Here is a 16981-nt window from a genome sequence, read left to right as displayed (position 1 = left end):
TATTTAATGTAAGTAAAACTGAGCAAAATTACCAAAAATTAATACAAATCAACGTTAAAGTTGCAATATTTCAATGTATACTATTCAATTGTTTTTTATGTTTGTGGTCCAATTTGAAATGAAATGATGAAAAGAGTCGCATTGTGCCTGCTTTTATGTGCAGTTTCCTTCGCTAACGCTCAAGGGAAAAAAGGAAAAAAATACAAGATTAGAACTGTTGCGTTCTATAATTTAGAGAACTTATTTGACACGATTAACGACGTGACAAAGAACGATGAAGCCAGCCCTATCATGGAAATGAAGGGAGATAGATCTAGAGTTTACTGGGATAAGATTGATAAATTGGCTACTGTAATCTCGCAAATAGGTAAAGACAAAACAAATACCAGTCCTGCTATTATTGGAGTTTCTGAAGTTGAAAACAGGAAAGTACTGGAAGACCTCGTAAACTCGAAGAAATTAAAATCTAAGCGTTACGGGATTATTCATTATGAATCTCCAGACAAAAGGGGAATTGATGTTGCATTATTATATCAGCAACGTTATTTCAAGCCTGTACATCACGAATCTTTTAACCCGAATATTTATAATGATAAAGGAAGAAAGGTGTATACGAGAGACCAATTGTTAGTTTCAGGATATTTAGATGATGAACTAATTCATGTTATTGTAAATCACTGGCCATCTAGAAGTGGAGGAGAAGCTAGGAGTAGACCCTTAAGAGAAAAGGCAGCCTACCAAAACAAGAAGATTGTAGAGATGTTAAAGGAGAAGGAAGATAATCCTAAGATCTTGATCATGGGAGATTTTAACGATGACCCTATCAATACTAGTTTAAAAAAGGTGCTACAGGCCAAAGGAAAGAAGAAAGAAGTACAACAAGGAGATATTTACAACCCATATGAGAGTATGTTTAAAAAAGGATACAACACATTAGGGTATAGAGATAATATCAACTTGTTCGATCAAATCTTATTTACATCACCTTTGTTAGACAAAGGGAAAAAAGATTTCTCTAGTTATAAGATGTTCAAATCTGCCATCTTTAACAAAGGATTCTTAACAAATAGTAAAGGAAGATATAAAGGGTATCCTTTTAGAAGTTTTTCTTTCGGAACTTATACCGGAGGGTATAGTGATCACTACCCGGTATATCTCTACTTGATAAAAGAACAATAAAAAAGTTAAACGATATAAAGCTCTCTAATTTAGAGGGCTTTTTTTATGTCTTTAAGTAATAGTTGAATAGAAGTAACCCCGTTCCATTCGTTCTTATCCAATGCGTAAGCAATATCAAAATCGTTTTCAACCAAACTGAGTTTTTTCCCCATTCCGAAGCCTATAGCGTTGTAGGTTTTTCTATCTGCACCATAAATGATATTCAGTTTTAAATGACTCATGTCGGAGCCAACACATCTGCCATAGCCATTATCTCTGACTGATGAAGTTTTAAAGATGGGCTTCATATTCTGTGGACCAAACGGAGCCATCTGTTGTAAAATTCGAAAGAATTTAGGCGTGATGTCTGTTAGATCTAATTCGGCATCAATTCGAATCTCCGGAATCAACAATTCCGGATCAATAGATTTAGAAACAACTTCTTCAAAACGTTGTTTAAAACTCTCATAATTTTCAGGAAGCAAAGTCAATCCTGCAGCATATTTATGACCTCCAAATTGCTCAATGAACTCAGAACATTGTTGAAGCGCATCATACACATCAAACCCTTTTACCGAACGTGCCGAAGCAGCAAGTTTATCGCCACTTTTGGTAAAAACCAATGTAGGTCTGTAGTAAGTTTCCGTAAGGCGAGATGCTACAATACCGATTACTCCCTTGTGCCAACTTTCATTATAAACTACTGTTGTTTTTCGTTCTTCTTCATTAAGATCTATAATTTGTTGAAGCGCTTCTTTGGTAATCTGGGCATCCAACTCTTTTCGGTTTGTGTTGTATTCATTGATAGCTTCAGCAAATTCAACAGCCGCATCAAAATCAGGCTCAGTCAATAATTCAACAGCTGCATTTCCATGTTTGATACGTCCCGCAGCATTGATGCGAGGAGCAATAATAAAAACTACATCTGTTATGGTGAGCTCTTTTTTATTCAGTTGATGAATAATAGCTTTAATTCCGTTTCTAGGATTATCGTTAATAACCTGTAAACCATGATATGCTAAAATTCTATTCTCTCCGGTGATAGGAACAATGTCTGCTGCAATAGCAGTTGCTACTAAATCCAAATAAGGAATCAAATCAAGAAGAGTTTGCTCGTTTTTTGAAGCGAGGGCTTGAACTAATTTAAACCCAACACCACATCCACATAATTCGTCATAAGGGTAATTGCAATCTTCTCGCTTAGGATTAAGAACGGCAACAGCTTTTGGAATCTCATTTCCGGGTTTGTGATGATCGCAAATAATAAAATCGATGCCTTGTTCTTTAGCATAGGCAACTTTATCAATAGCCTTGATCCCACAATCCAAGGCAACGATCAATGAAAAATCGTTGTCTTTAGCAAAATCAATTCCTTGATAGGAAACACCATACCCTTCTTCATAACGATCCGGAATATATGTGGCGATCTTGGAAGTAAAGTTTTTCAGGTACGAGTAAAGCAAAGAAACAGAGGTTGTACCATCCACATCATAATCACCATAGATCAAGATCTGTTCGTCATTCGCAATAGCCTTCATAATTCGGTCTACAGCTAAATCCATGTCCTTCATCAAAAAAGGATCGTGAAGTTCTTCTAAAGAAGGCCTGAAGAATTTTTTGGCTTCTTCAAAAGAGTGAATACCTCTTTGTACCAGAAGTTTCGACAGTACTTTGTCTATAGAAAGTTCTTTTGAAAGTAGATCTACAATCTCAGGATTTGGATCTGATGTTAAGGTCCAACGCATAGCAATTCTTATTGCTCATGAAGATACACTTCTGTTGTTACATCTGCAAATCGACGGAACATTTCCATCACACCACAATACTTTTCAATAGATAGATCTACAGCTTTATTGATCTTGTCTTCTTTTAGGTCAGATCCATAAAAATGATATTCTACAACTACTTTGTGATAATATTTAGGATGCTCATCGGTCAATTCACCATGAACGATCATTTTAAAATCATCCACTTCAGCTCGCATTTTTTTAAGCAAAGAAACTACATCCAAACCGGAACAACCTGCCAAAGAAGATAGCATCATAGCTTTAGGGCGAAGCCCAACACCATCGCTTCCATCCTGAGGAGCGTCAATGGAAAATGTAATTCCACTAGGGTTATCAGATTCAAAATGCATATTTTCTTTCCAAACGGTAGTTACTGTATTTGTTGCCATAAGTATTTTTTTAAAATAGTGTTGTCGATAAAATGTATCTTAGCTAACCACAAAATTAACGTAAAACTTATTATAAATATAATTATGCCATTAGTAACACCCTTATTACCTGACCACGATTTAGAAACCAAAGAGTTAGCAGAGTTTTTTAATGAGACTCTTGGATTTTGCCCTAACTCAGTTTTAACCATGCAACGTAGGCCTGCCATTTCAAAAGCGTTTATCAATTTAAACAAAGCAGTAATGGCAAATGAAGGAAGAGTAACTTCTGCTTTAAAGAGAATGATTGCATGGGTTTCCAGTAATTCAACCGGTTGTCGTTATTGCCAAGCACATGCTATCAGAGCAGCAGAACGTTATGGAGCAGAGCAAGAGCAATTAGACAATATTTGGGAATACAGAACACATCCGGCGTTTTCTGAAGCAGAAAGAGCAGCATTGGACTTTTCATTAGCGGCGAGTTTGGTTCCTAATCAAGTTGATGAAGAAATCAAAAAGCGCTTATACGAGCATTGGAATGAAGGAGAGATCGTAGAAATGTTAGGAGTCATCTCTTTGTTTGGATACTTGAACCGATGGAACGACTCTATGGGAACTTCTATTGAAGACGGAGCTGTAGAATCTGGAGAGCAATACCTTGGAAAGCACGGTTGGGAAAAAGGGAAGCACATATAGCTAGCAAATAATCAATCTTTTCACCATGAAAAAAATCTACATACTCTTTTTGTTTGTTTTGTCGGGTTTAACACTCACAGCCCAAACAAAAAATCAGGTCATAGAAAATATGATCAAAGAGGCGAATGACAATTCGCAGCTAGAAAGACTAGGACATGAAATGTTGGATGTTATCGGCCCACGTTTGGTTGGGACTCCTCAAATGAAAAATGCTCATGATTGGGCTGTAAAGAAATTTAAATCTTGGGGAATTTCGGCGAAAAATGAGAAGTGGGGAGAATGGCGCGGATGGGAACGTGGTATCACACATATAGATATGGTATACCCTCGTATTCAATCGCTACGCGGAACTCAACTGGCATGGAATCCAAGTACTTCAGACAAAGGAGTCACTGCAGAATTAGTGGTGTTACCCACGGTAAGCAATAAGGCAGAATTTGAAAAATGGTTGCCTTCTGTTAAAGGAAAATTTGTGATGGTGTCTATGAATCAACCCACAGGAAGACCTGACTACAACTGGGAAGAGTTTGCCACGGAAGAATCATTTGAAAAAATGAAAAAAGAACGTGCAGCTCAAACCAGAGCTTGGCGAGAGAATATGACAAACACAGGATACAACGGAAGGAGTATTATAAAAGCATTGGAAGATGCCGGAGCTGTGGGAATTGTTCAGTCAAGGTGGTCTCGTGGTTTTGGAGTGAACAAGATCTTTAGTGCACGTACCAAAAAGATTCCGACTGTAGATTTAGAATTAGAAGACTACGGACTTTTATATCGTTTGGTAGAATACGGAGACAAACCTCAGATCAAAGTAGTAGCCAAATCCAAAGAATTAGGAAAGGTACCTACATTCAATACAATTGCTGAGATCAAAGGAACAGAAAAACCGGATGAGTATGTGATCTTATCTGCGCATTTTGATTCTTGGGATGGAGCAACCGGGGCTACAGATAATGGAACCGGTAGTATGATAATGATGGAAGCTGCCCGAATTTTAAAGAAGTATTACCCAAACCCAAAACGTACAATTATTGTTGGACTTTGGGGAAGTGAAGAGCAAGGATTAAATGGATCTAGAGCTTTTGTAGAAGATCATCCAGAGATTGTAAAAGGAGTACAAGCTTTGTTCAATCAAGATAACGGAACCGGAAGAGTGGTACGTTTATCTGGGCAAGGATTCTTGCACGCTTATGACTATTTAGGAAGATGGTTAGCAGCAGTACCTAGAGATATTACAAAGCATATTGAAACTACATTTCCGGGATCACCGGGAGGCGGAGGATCTGATTATGCTTCTTTTGTAGCTGCAGGCGCACCGGCATTTAGTTTGAGTTCTTTAAGTTGGGCTTACTGGAATTATACTTGGCACACAAACCGAGATACCTACGACAAGATTGTGTTTGATGATGTAAGAAACAATGTGATCTTAACAGCTATTTTAACCTACATGGCAAGTGAAGATCCGAAAACGACTTCTAGAGAACGTATTGTATTACCTGTAAACTCAAGAACAGGAAAGCAACGCGAGTGGCCAAAGCCACGTTCACCAAGAAGAGTGGGCGGAATGAACTAATATGCATTATAAGATGATAAAGGCACTTCAGCTTTGTTTAGTGCCAAAAAAACCTCGCTTTTGCGAGGTTTTTTATTCATATAAATTACTGGATTACTCTTTATCCTGTAATTCTTTCGAAATGTGAACTGCTTTACTGCTAATGCGATCTTGACTTTCTGTAACCGCAGATTTGATACTAGTAGAATCTTGTACCATGTCAAAAGTAGTGGCAACAGCTTTTTTGTACCAGTCTTCCCAAGCATCTACAATAGCCAGTTGAGTTTTTAATGAATCTCCTTTTTGCAGAGCTATTTTACCTTGCTTTAATTCTTCTTCCAGACGGTTAACAGCTGCTGATTCGATTTGCTTAATGATGTTATATGCAGTTCCCTGATCAGAATTTACTAGAGTATAAGCCGAAACAAGAGCAGCAGTTCCAACATTCTTTAAAGTACTTTTAGAAACCTTATCGATACGATCATTATCTGTGTGGTAAAACTGATCTGTAAAATGCCAAAACAACACACTCGGAATATCAGATCGTAAGAAAGGAACGTGATCACTACCTCCTTCAAAAGGATTGGTACTCACTTTCCAGTTGGCAAGTTTTCCTTGTGCTTCAAATTTGCCGATAAGAAAATCATTTAAATAGTGAGGCTTCATTTCTTTCAGCTTCATTTTTCTGCCTCCCCATTCAGTGTGTTTATCGTTTCCACGAGTCCAAATAGCACTTGGGTCTGGCATTTTTTCAATCAAGAAAACACCACCTGTTTTTTTTGTGTCTTCACCAACCATATCTAAACTGATTCCCCATTTGATATCTTTTGCACGAATGCTATCTTCTTTTACATATCTGTTGGTAGAAACAATTTCATCACCCCATAAAAAAGTGAGGCTACGTTTGAGGTTTAATTTTTTCTCTTGGATTAACTGAGCCGTAATGGTAGCCATTTCCAAAGCAACACCTACACCGGAAGCATTGTCATTAGCACCCGGTTCTTGTACGTGAGCACTAAACACCAAACGCTCTTTTGGAAGTTCGGATCCTTTTACATCGGCAACAATTGTCAGTTCTTCAGAAGGGTAAATTTTAGTTTCTACATTCACAGTAGCCATTACTTTTCCTTTTTCAAAGGCTTTTTTTAAGCGCTCTTTGGCAGCATAAGACAATGCAATGGTCCAAGGTTTTTTTACAGTATCTAACGGGATTCCACGAAACTGAATGGAAGTTGTGTTCTTTTCAGGTTGTAAGTATTTTGGGTTGCTATATGAAAAAATTCCCACGGCACCACCTTCTTGAATGGCAGTTTTAAAAACGCTATACGGACTTCTCTCTACAAAGACGATCTTTCCTTTTAGCTTCATCTCTTTTAGCTTTTTCAGATCTTTAACATAAACTACTTCCGCAGTCACTCCCTTTGTAGGTGTGCTATAAGAGTTTATAGCGATCATATTTCTGTTGGTTGCAAACTCTAACAAAGGCTCTTTTTTGTTGTTCAGAAGTACTTTAGCATCAACAGGTTCCCAAGTAGGTCTTTTTAACGGTCGCTTTTCTATTCGATACGTTAAAAGATCATTCTCTGTGGCATTTTCTTCCAATACATATCCGGCTTTTTTCAAATGCTCTGCGATGAGGTCGATACTTTTATTGAATCCGGTATTCCCAACAATACGCCAATAGTCTTCCACAAAATCTGTGGTTTCATAAGCAAGATTTCCGGTAAAGCGTTGATTGACTTCGGTAGAATATTCTGAAGGTTTTAAAGATGTTTCTCCGCTACACGAAGACAATAGGGTAGTTGCAATTGCAACGACTAGCATTTTTTTGAGCATGAGTCTTTGTTTTAGACTGTAATAGTACGATTTTCTCGATAAAAAGAAAAGAGTAGGAAGAAGGTAGAAAAGAGTAAAGAGACTACAATAATCCTTTTACGCGTTTTTGTAACTCAGGAACTACATTTTTTTCAAACCAAGGGTTTTTAGTCAACCAAAACCGATTGCGAGGTGAAGGATGAGGCAAGACAAAATATTCAGGTAAATACTCAGGGTAGTTGTCTACTGTTTCAGTAAGTGTGCGTTTGGCTTTATCTCCCAAATAATAACTTTGAGCATACATTCCGATTAGAATAATCAACTCTATATTTGGCATCAGATCAAATAGCGGTTTGTGCCATTGCGGAGCACATTCTTTTCTGGGAGGAAGATCGCCACTAGAACCTTTACCGGGATAGCAAAACCCCATAGGAATGATGGCAAAAATATCTTCGTTGTAAAACTGCTCATCAGTAACATTCATCCATTTGCGTAACTGTCGCCCACTGGCATCGTCCCAAGGAATACCGGATGCGTGTACTTTGGTTCCGGGAGCTTGGCCGATGATTACGGCACGTGAATGTTTGCTGGCACGAACTACAGGATTGGCACCTAATGCCAAGTGAGGTTCGCAGATCGTACAGTTTTTAATGTTGGTTAGAAGTTGTTGCATGAGTTGTTTTTTGTCATTTCAAGCCCTGTATAGCAAAGGAGAGAAATTTATAAAACAATGAGATTTCTCCCTTTGGTCGAAATGACATTGAGAACCTTAAAGATAAAAGACTTATTACTACTAATTATTCTCTACATTCAATTTAACATTGGCTTTGATCTCATGGTCACTCTTCTTGTCCCAAATTCGAACTGAAAACACTATAGGGTTTTGTACTTTACCTTTGGTAATGATGAAACTAGGAGCTATAATTTCTTCTAACTCGGAGGCATCTAAAGGAGCGTCTTTTGTAAGATCCTCCTCTTTAAGAATAATATTGCCATCAGCATCTGTAACTTCAATACGAACTCCAACAGAAGATTTCCCATTTTCTTTTACAAATCCTTGTAGGCCTTGAATTACAAGATAAATATCTTCATTTGTAGGAACTAGATTATTAATAATGCTAGAACCTTTCTTTTGTGAGTACAAATAAATTTCATCAAAAGAAACTCCATTTGTTTGAGTTGCAATTTTAGGATCAGGAATCACCTTAAACTCTAAAGATGTGTCTAGAGTTCCTTTCCCTTTTTTGTCCCATACATGAACATAAGCCTTGTAACTATTGTCTGAGTGAATAGGGTTGGCTACCATTACCTTACTAAAAAGCAACAAAGGAGAAAGGTCAAAACCATTTGTATTGTCAGAATACAAATCAGGATTAAACATAATCGTATCTTTTTTCTTATCAAGTATCAAAAGACGTAGTCCGGGAAAAGTATTCCCATTCTCTTTTTTAAAACCTTTGATATTGTTGAAATTAATAGCGATCTGATCACCATAAATAAAACTATTGGTGTTGATTTTTCCATCATCGTTGGATAAATAAATATCCTTACAGATTAGCCCTCCTTCTTTAGTTGCAAGTCCGGGAATCGGTTTAGAAGAAACATCTTCACATGATGATATAGCAAAAACAAACACAAGGTATAGTAAAGGTTTTTTCTTTACTAAAAGATTTAAAATACTATTGATTGATCTCATAGAATAGTTAGCGATTTTTAGCAATCGAAAGTAACCAAAAAAGAATAGTTGATAAAATTATTTTGAAACCTCTCGATTCTCAATCAATACAGCATCTGTTTTGGGCTGAATAGGATGTCCCAGTTTTTCACTAAGAATTTTGATAAATGAAGTTCCTAGAAAAATGATCTGAGAAGTATAATACACCCACAGCATAATTACGGCTAAAACACTAGCAGAGCCAAAGGTTGAACTCAAATGACTCTTTCCAACATAGAATCCAATTAAGATTTTACCAAACGTAAAAAGTAGCCCTGTTACAAGTCCGCCCCATAAAGCAGCTTTCCAATAGATTTTGGCATCGCTCATAAAACGAAACATGATAAAGAACACCAGAGAAATTACTAAAAACGAAACCAGATGTTCATAGAACGCTAAGAATTGGTAATCTGGATGCAAACCGGCTTCATATTTGATCAAAAAACTGTTTAGTGTTGCGCTAACCAAAATGATCAAGAATAAAGAGATCAACAAGAAAAAAGAAAACAAATGCTTCTTTAAATAACGAATCACACTGTTTTTGGGTTTCGCCTTGATATTCCACATACTATTAAACGAATTGTGAATTTGAGAGAACATTCCGGAAGCACTAAAGATCAAAGTAACAAAACCAATAGTAGTGGTTAACACATTGTTATGATGTATATGTTGATTTTTAATGATATCCTGAATCTGCAAAGCTGCATCTGATCCTAAAGTATCTTTTAATTGAGTATAGATCTCTCCCGATACTGCTTGTTTACCAAACACAATACCCAAAAGTGAAACCAAAATGATGATCATGGGCAACAAAGAAAACACAGCATAGTAAGCCAAAGAGGCTCCTTTTTGAAAAGTATTGTTGCTAAAAAAATGATTAAAAACAGTACCTAAAAATCGAAACATGGTAAAATCTAATAGTAATAAAGTCGCTTTTTCATAATAAGGCTTGCAAAAGAACAGATCTTTTTAGTCCCATACAAATCTCCAACTACCATCATCTTGACGTTTCCATACAGTATGAAATTTGGCTTCGCGAACGGTTTTGGTACCTGTAGAATCTATGGTGGTAAAAATCGCTGTACCATAAGTATACCCTAGATCTCCGGAAAGACTTACATCTACAAAATCAGGTTTCCAAGTTAAGGTACGATCCGGTCTTGGGTTGTCTTTATACCATTGCCCAATTGCAGATTTTCCTTGGATGATCTTTCGTCTTCGACTGATAACTCCATCCGGAGCTGCATAAGTTTCAAAGGCTTTGGCCAAACCATCTTTTTGAGCTAGATCGCTAAAAGCTTTTTCAGTTGCAGCAATTTCAGCTTTCCATTGTTCAATTTCTTCAGAACTCGGAGCCGAGTTGCAACCAAATACAAATAACAGACAAATAGTTAGTAGGGTAATTGTCTTTTTCATGAGTAAGAGATTGATGTTTAGAATGTTGAAGGTAGTAAATAATAGTTTATTTTTTCCCTTCTACCACAATTACTATTTCACCTTTGGCAGGTTTCTGTGTGTAGTAGTCTAAAACCTCTTGGGCTGTTCCGCGTTTTGTCTCTTCAAACATCTTGGATAACTCACGAGAAACAGAAACTCCACGATCATCACCAAAATACTCAACAAAGTGAGCAAGTGTTTTTAAAAGTTTATGCGGACTCTCATAAAAGATCATGGTGCGCGTTTCTTCAGCTAAGATCTTCAAACGAGTTTGTCTACCTTTCTTTACAGGTAAAAAACCTTCAAACACAAATTTATCATTAGGAAAACCAGAATTTACCAATGCCGGAACAAAAGCCGTAGCACCCGGTAAACATTCAACTTCAATATTGTTTTGAACACAGGCTCGTGTGAGTAAAAACCCCGGATCAGAAATTGCAGGAGTACCGGCATCAGAGATCAGTGCAAAAGTTTCGCCCGATTGCAATCGTTGCACCAAAGCATCAACAGTTTTATGCTCGTTGTGCATATGATGTGACATCATGGGAGTGTTGATCTCAAAATGTTTTAAGAGTTTTCCACTGGTACGAGTGTCTTCCGCTAAAATGGTGTCAACTTCCTTTAAAACTTTAATAGCTCTAAAGGTCATGTCTTCTAAATTTCCAATGGGTGTGGGTACCAGGTAGAGTTTACTCATGTTAACAATTATCAGTGTTCAATTATGCACTTATCAAATTGATATAAATACAGAGGGCAATGTACGATGATAATTTATAACTAACAATTATCTAATGAGTAGTTCACCCAATAATGAATGGCTACTTTTTATTTTTATTGATTCTTGTTGTTTTGAGTATAGAAAATAAAATTTTAGAAATTTCATCTGCCTTTTCATAGAGGGATGAAAATTCTTTTTCTAGTAGGTAACCACTGTCTTTTAATAATGATAACCAATATTTAGTTTCAAGACTTTCTTTATATGAAATAGACATTTTCGCTGAAAAATCAGCAGTAGATATCGCGCCGTTTGCTTCAACAATATTAGCGCCTATAGAAGTACCACTTCTCAATAATTGTTTTGATAAAATAAACTCTTTCTTTTCTTTCATCAAACTCTTACTTAACTTAATAATAGTTAGGGCAAAGTCATACGACTTATTCTGTAAAGGATTGTTTTTTAATTTCATAATGCAACTTTTCTGCAATCTACAAAAAGAGGTTTATTACTCAATCTAAAACAAGAAATACCAATACATCTACAGATATATTGATCATTGATTATCGAATCACTGTTAATTGAAGACTGTTAAATTTCTTCGTAAGTTTCAACGGTAATATCAGCCATAACATCACCTGTGTGTTTGGTGCTTAAAGGTTCAAACAATAACAAATGAGTTTCCTCTTTGGCAATAGGTTTGTGTTCAACACCTTTAGGAACTACAAAAAACTCTCCCGGATTAACAGTTACAGTTCTGTCGCGTAATTCCAAAACTAACTGACCTTTCATCACCATAAACATTTCATCTTCATTGTCGTGTTTATGAAATACAAATTCACCTTGAATTTTAGCCAATAAAATTTGTTGCCCGTTTAACTGCCCGATTCTTTTTGGTGACCATTGATCTGAGAAAAGATCAAATTTTTCTTGAATATTAATTACATTGTTCATAGCATCAAATTTACAAAAGTTTCCTCTGATGTTTTGGTGTCATTTAGTGATAAAGAGAATCTTAAACAAGATTGGTCAATTTGTAAAAATCAACACTAAGAAGCACTTTCAAATTCAGGACAATCCAAACGGATGTCTTGACCAAGAAGCTCTTTCTGAAGTAAATTGCAGTAATCTTGGGTTTGATGTTTCTCGTAAAATTTACAAGCATAGCAAGTACGTTGTACCGACAAGATACCTTGGCGATTTAATTGATAGATCAAAGAACTCAATATTGTAAATATATTTTCAAGTTTACTTTGCCCAATAGAGTCCAACTGTTTTTTAATTGGGTTAACAAAAGTTTCTGTCTTGCTAACGATGTTTTTTCCTTTTTCCGATAAAAAGATAGAATAACTACGACTATCCGGAGAAGAATAATCCTTTTGGATCATCCCTTTTTTTTCAAGAACCTTCACAGCATCACTTACCGTAGGTTTGGTAATGTTAAATTCCTTTGCCAAATAACTCACATTACAAAACTCTTGCTTGTGGTAAGAAACAAAAATGAGAATCTGAATCTGAATAGGACTCAAACCAAACTCTTTTGCTTTTTCCCATAATAATACTTTGAACGCTTCAGAAATTCGCTGTAAACCTACAACAATCTTGCTGCTAAGCTCAGTATTTTGGTCGTCTTGATGAAAAATAGGATCATTCATAGATAAAAGTGTCCGTCAACTATAGCTGACGGACAAAGTTAGCAATCCTAATTAAATTAGAAACAATTTTCCATTTCTAGAATATAATAGCCCTGCTCAAGGATCTTTCTCTCAATATCCTCAGGTGCCTCTTCTATATGGCAGAATCGACACTCTTTAGAAGTTAAAGAATCCGTTTCAAAAGGTTTTTTCTTTAAATACTCCTGACCATAATTGTAAACTGCATGCTCATTTTTGATGGTGCTGGGAACAAGGATGTCAAAATGCATAGTTTTGCCATCAGTTCGTTTTACATAAGTGTCCCAAACAGAAATTTTCATTGTTTCTTCACTTTATAAGGTAAACTAAGATTTCCACTAGATACAGCATATACTTCATATACACCTAACAATGGAAGGTTCTCATTAGAAGTATTCACTTTCATAAAAGCTGTAACTCCATCATATCTAAAATCCGTTTGATGATTGATACGATACCCGGGAACAATCACTTTGATTGTATTCTTTTGGGTCAAAACCGGATATCCCGGAGAATCCATATACATAGGCATACCCGGATTGGTAGGAGGTAGCACTACAGTTTTATCTGCTTTTTTAAATTGTTTGACAGACAATCCACCCTTTACTCGTTTGTCTTCTGTCAAAACAACCCAATGCGGATGCCACACAACACCATCATTGGCATAGTTCTTATCATTGTTTTCATCCCACAAAGGAGTATCGTCAAAATCAGGATGAGAAGTAAGTGCCAAAGCCACGATTCCTTCTGTTTTACCAAATCCAACATCGGTAGATTTTAGAGTTGTTGGAAAAACATATCCCAACACTGGAGCACCGTCCAGTGCTCCGTTTTTAACAGGAACTGTATTCCCTGCTTTACCTTTTACAGAAATAGACCATACCATAATATCAAGATCTTTTTGATATATAACTTCCGCATTTGTTATACGAAAATCATTGCCGTCATAGTTCCTTTGAGCGCTTATAGAAAGTGTAAAGAAACTTAGTACTAATAAAAATTGTATTGATTTCATAATAAATAAAATTAGGATTCCTAACTATTTAGATTAAAAAAAATTAACCACGAACATCAGCCATGGATGCTCCAAAATTAATGTGTAACACGTTACCATTAGGAGTTAACAAGGCGGGAACCGATTGTACTCCTGCACTTTCAGCAGTATCTAACTGATCTCTGTCTTCACCCAAATGAACGATCTCTACATTGTCTTCTCCGATCAAATTGATGATGTCGTGCTCTGCGCTAATACATACAGGGCAACCTGCGTGATAAAAAATTGATTTTTTCATGTGTTTTGATTTTAAATTAAAATTTCGATGCAAATATAGTAAGGAATCCTAACTAAAAAAATATTTTTTCAAAATTTCCCATTTTAGTAGCTGCTTACAAAGGAAAAATTAGATGGGAATTAAAGGCTTCAAATACCTATTATTCTTCGGATTTGATTAAATTTGCACCCGATTAATGGTTAGGATTATCTGGCAGAGAATTCGATGTCAGTTCGAGCGGAGTCGAGAACTATTTTTAAAGAGGCAACTTGATTAGAATCTCTCGACTCCGCTCGAGGAGACAAAAATTACGAAAGGATAAATTTTAAGCTTACTAAAAAGCATACAAATAATGTATAGAACGCATTCTTGTGGCGAGTTACGAGCGTCGCACATCAATACAGAAGTAACCTTAGCAGGTTGGGTACAGAAATCACGGGACAAAGGATTTATGATCTGGGTAGACTTACGTGATCGTTATGGAATTACGCAATTGATCTTTGATGAAGAGAGAACAGCTGCCGACCTAATGGAAAAAGCCAAAGGTTTAGGACGTGAATTTGTGATTCAAGTGAAAGGAACTGTGATCGAACGTCAATCTAAAAACCCAAACATCCCAACAGGTGATGTAGAAGTATTGGTATCTGAATTAACCGTTTTAAATGAAGCAAAACTTCCGCCGTTTACTATCGAAGATGAAACTGATGGAGGAGAAGATCTTCGTATGAAGTATCGTTACTTAGACATTCGTCGTAATCCGGTAAAAGAAAGCTTATTATTCCGCCACAAAGTAGGGATGGAAGTTCGTAAATACTTATCTGATGAAGGGTTTGCTGAAGTGGAAACTCCTTATTTGATCAAGTCTACTCCGGAAGGAGCAAGAGATTTTGTAGTGCCTTCACGTATGAATGAAGGACAATTTTACGCATTGCCACAATCGCCACAAACCTTCAAGCAGTTATTAATGGTAGGAGGAATGGATAAATATTTCCAGATTGTAAAATGTTTTAGAGATGAAGATCTACGTGCCGACCGTCAGCCTGAGTTTACTCAGATCGACTGCGAAATGACCTTTGTAGAGCAAGAAGATATTTTAAACACGTTTGAAGGATTAACGCGTCACTTGTTAAAAGAGATCAAAGGTGTTGAGGTAGATAAGTTTCCAAGAATGCAGTATGATGATGCAATGCGTTTATACGGAAACGACAAACCGGACATTCGTTTTGGAATGGAGTTTGGTGAGTTGAACGAAGTTGCGCAACACAAAGACTTCAAAGTATTCAACAGTGCAGAACTAGTTGTAGGAATTGCCGTTCCGGGAGCTGCATCGTATACCAGAAAAGAGATCGATAAATTGATAGATTGGGTAAAGCGTCCGCAAGTAGGAGCTTTAGGAATGGTCTATGTAAAATGCAACGAAGATGGAAGCTTTAAGTCTTCTGTAGACAAGTTCTACGATCAAGAAGATTTGGCAAAATGGGCAGAAGTTACCGGAGCAAAAGCCGGAGATTTAATCTGTGTACTGTCAGGGCCAACAGATAAAACACGTGCACAAATGAGTGCCTTACGTATGGAAATGGCAGAGCGTTTAGGCCTACGTAAGCCGGATGAGTTTGCTCCATTATGGGTAGTAGACTTCCCATTGTTAGAGTGGGATGAAGAAACTGAGCGTTACCATGCAATGCACCATCCATTTACATCGCCAAAACCAGAGCAGATTTCATTATTAGAAACAGAGCCAGGTAAGGTAAAAGCGAATGCTTATGACTTAGTGTTGAATGGAAATGAGATTGGTGGAGGGTCAATTAGAATTCACGATAAACAAATTCAAGCAATGATGTTTGATTACCTTGGATTTACTCCGGAAGAAGCTAAAGCACAGTTTGGATTCTTAATGGATGCTTTTGAATACGGAGCACCACCTCATGGAGGAATTGCTTTTGGATTCGATAGATTGGTAGCCATCTTAGGAGGTCAGGAAACGATCCGTGACTTTATCGCTTTCCCGAAGAACAATTCAGGACGTGATGTCATGATCGATGCACCGGCACCGGTAGATAACGAACAACTGAAAGAGTTGAGTATTAAATTAGATATTACAGAATAAGGTCATTACGAGGAATGTCAGTTTGAGCTTGTCGAAAACAAGTGACTAAGTAATCTGTTTAAAGGATTCCCTGTCTGCGGCAGACAGGCTTCACTTCGTTCGGAATTACAGATAAAACCAAATCCCGCGACAGCGGGATTTTTTAATGAAAAAGATATGATTGTACAATTAGCTGAAAGTCAAATAAAAACCAAGTTTGGAACCTTTAAAGAATACCTCTATCATGATGGGCAAAGAGAGAGTCACGCCATTGTGATGGGAGATGTTACAGAAGGTGAAGAGATCTTATGTAGAGTTCATTCTTTGTGTATTTACGGACACTATTTTAACAGTATAGAATGTGATTGTAGAGAGCAAATGGAAAACTCGCAAAAACTGATTGAACAAGCAGGGAAGGGAATTGTGATCTGGTTGAATCAAGAAGGAAAAGGAAATGGACATTTTGCCTTGATGAAGAGTGCTGAGTTTAAAAGACAAGGTGTACCACAACCCGAAGCATATGAAAAAGCAGGTTTTCAAAGAGATGCTAGAGACTTTACAGTAGCAGCAGAAATTTTGAAAGAATTGAAGGTGAAATCTATCAAAATGTTAACTGACAACCCTAAAAAAGTAGATACACTTACCCAACACGGAATTGAAGTTGTAGGAACTCAACCTACCAGCTTGTAAGATTTTTGCTACTTTTAGG

Annotated in this window: 19 protein-coding genes; 5 read left to right on the top strand and 14 right to left on the bottom strand. The window is 36.8% G+C overall.

Features of this window, described 5'->3' with window-relative positions; genetic code table 11:
• Nucleotides 1-126: 126 nt before the first annotated feature.
• Nucleotides 127-1179, top strand: coding sequence for an endonuclease/exonuclease/phosphatase family protein (locus tag ACFSRZ_RS04415; RefSeq protein ID WP_449301477.1), 1053 nt, complete (start codon nt 127-129; stop codon nt 1177-1179).
• Between the two features lie 29 nt (nt 1180-1208).
• Here the strand turns inward: ACFSRZ_RS04415 and recJ are convergent, their stop codons facing one another.
• Both recJ and ACFSRZ_RS04405 read right to left on the bottom strand, forming a co-directional pair.
• Nucleotides 1209-2903 (bottom strand): single-stranded-DNA-specific exonuclease RecJ, encoded by a 1695-nt coding sequence (recJ, locus tag ACFSRZ_RS04410; RefSeq protein WP_379665307.1) that lies wholly within the window; start codon nt 2901-2903, stop codon nt 1209-1211.
• 8 nt (nt 2904-2911) lie between these two features.
• A complete protein-coding gene (locus ACFSRZ_RS04405) occupies nt 2912-3334 on the bottom strand; it encodes an OsmC family protein (protein WP_379665306.1) in 423 nt (140 codons plus the stop codon).
• 84 nt (nt 3335-3418) lie between these two features.
• Between ACFSRZ_RS04405 and ACFSRZ_RS04400 the strand changes: the two genes are divergently transcribed.
• The gene (locus ACFSRZ_RS04400) at nt 3419-4009 is read left to right on the top strand and encodes a carboxymuconolactone decarboxylase family protein (RefSeq protein ID WP_379665305.1); all 591 of its coding nucleotides are present in this window, start codon (nt 3419-3421) and stop codon (nt 4007-4009) included.
• A gap of 25 nt (nt 4010-4034) precedes the next feature.
• Nucleotides 4035-5582, top strand: coding sequence for a M20/M25/M40 family metallo-hydrolase (locus tag ACFSRZ_RS04395; RefSeq protein WP_379665304.1), 1548 nt, complete (start codon nt 4035-4037; stop codon nt 5580-5582).
• A gap of 93 nt (nt 5583-5675) precedes the next feature.
• Here the strand turns inward: ACFSRZ_RS04395 and ACFSRZ_RS04390 are convergent, their stop codons facing one another.
• The 12 genes from ACFSRZ_RS04390 to ACFSRZ_RS04335 all read right to left on the bottom strand — a co-directional run bounded on the left by ACFSRZ_RS04390 (nt 5676) and on the right by ACFSRZ_RS04335 (nt 14207).
• Complete coding sequence (locus tag ACFSRZ_RS04390) at nt 5676-7397, bottom strand: M28 family peptidase (protein ID WP_379665303.1); 1722 nt, start codon at nt 7395-7397, stop codon at nt 5676-5678.
• Nucleotides 7398-7479: 82 nt separating this feature from the next.
• Entirely contained in the window at nt 7480-8049 is a 570-nt protein-coding gene (locus tag ACFSRZ_RS04385; RefSeq protein WP_379665302.1) for a uracil-DNA glycosylase family protein, read from the bottom strand.
• A gap of 120 nt (nt 8050-8169) precedes the next feature.
• The gene (locus tag ACFSRZ_RS04380; RefSeq protein ID WP_379665301.1) at nt 8170-9072 is read right to left on the bottom strand and encodes a hypothetical protein; all 903 of its coding nucleotides are present in this window, start codon (nt 9070-9072) and stop codon (nt 8170-8172) included.
• A gap of 57 nt (nt 9073-9129) precedes the next feature.
• Nucleotides 9130-9996, bottom strand: a complete 867-nt coding sequence (locus tag ACFSRZ_RS04375; RefSeq protein WP_379665300.1) for a YihY/virulence factor BrkB family protein — start codon at nt 9994-9996, stop codon at nt 9130-9132.
• Between the two features lie 63 nt (nt 9997-10059).
• Nucleotides 10060-10506 (bottom strand): YybH family protein, encoded by a 447-nt coding sequence (locus ACFSRZ_RS04370; RefSeq protein ID WP_379665299.1) that lies wholly within the window; start codon nt 10504-10506, stop codon nt 10060-10062.
• A 46-nt stretch (nt 10507-10552) separates the two neighbouring features.
• On the bottom strand, nt 10553-11224 hold the full coding sequence (gene rsmI / locus ACFSRZ_RS04365; RefSeq protein ID WP_379665298.1) for a 16S rRNA (cytidine(1402)-2'-O)-methyltransferase: 672 nt from the start codon (nt 11222-11224) through the stop codon (nt 10553-10555).
• 121 nt (nt 11225-11345) lie between these two features.
• On the bottom strand, nt 11346-11714 hold the full coding sequence (locus ACFSRZ_RS04360; RefSeq protein WP_379665297.1) for a four helix bundle protein: 369 nt from the start codon (nt 11712-11714) through the stop codon (nt 11346-11348).
• Between the two features lie 119 nt (nt 11715-11833).
• Nucleotides 11834-12196, bottom strand: coding sequence for a cupin domain-containing protein (locus ACFSRZ_RS04355; RefSeq protein ID WP_379665296.1), 363 nt, complete (start codon nt 12194-12196; stop codon nt 11834-11836).
• Nucleotides 12197-12291: 95 nt separating this feature from the next.
• Nucleotides 12292-12897: a MarR family winged helix-turn-helix transcriptional regulator gene (locus ACFSRZ_RS04350; RefSeq protein ID WP_379665295.1), complete on the bottom strand. Its 606-nt coding sequence runs from the start codon at nt 12895-12897 to the stop codon at nt 12292-12294.
• A 56-nt stretch (nt 12898-12953) separates the two neighbouring features.
• Complete coding sequence (locus tag ACFSRZ_RS04345) at nt 12954-13217, bottom strand: DUF2024 family protein (RefSeq protein ID WP_379665294.1); 264 nt, start codon at nt 13215-13217, stop codon at nt 12954-12956.
• Entirely contained in the window at nt 13214-13930 is a 717-nt protein-coding gene (locus ACFSRZ_RS04340) for a hypothetical protein (RefSeq protein WP_379665293.1), read from the bottom strand. Before ACFSRZ_RS04340 ends, ACFSRZ_RS04345 begins: the two co-directional genes overlap by 4 nt.
• Before the next feature lie 43 nt (nt 13931-13973).
• Entirely contained in the window at nt 13974-14207 is a 234-nt protein-coding gene (locus ACFSRZ_RS04335; RefSeq protein WP_379665292.1) for a thioredoxin family protein, read from the bottom strand.
• Nucleotides 14208-14538: 331 nt separating this feature from the next.
• On the opposite strand from ACFSRZ_RS04335, the gene aspS reads away from it, so the two are divergent.
• Together aspS and ACFSRZ_RS04325 are read left to right on the top strand one after the other, a co-directional pair.
• Entirely contained in the window at nt 14539-16293 is a 1755-nt protein-coding gene (gene aspS / locus ACFSRZ_RS04330; RefSeq protein WP_379665291.1) for an aspartate--tRNA ligase, read from the top strand.
• A 156-nt stretch (nt 16294-16449) separates the two neighbouring features.
• Nucleotides 16450-16962: a GTP cyclohydrolase gene (locus ACFSRZ_RS04325; RefSeq protein ID WP_379665290.1), complete on the top strand. Its 513-nt coding sequence runs from the start codon at nt 16450-16452 to the stop codon at nt 16960-16962.
• Nucleotides 16963-16981: the final 19 nt, after the last annotated feature.

Origin of the sequence: Pseudotenacibaculum haliotis, from assembly GCF_042684245.1 — a bacterium.
In the GTDB taxonomy this organism is placed as follows: domain Bacteria; phylum Bacteroidota; class Bacteroidia; order Flavobacteriales; family Flavobacteriaceae; genus Polaribacter; species Polaribacter haliotis_A.
Note: the sequence above shows the minus strand (reverse complement) of the source record. Positions and strands in the feature narration are given on the sequence as shown.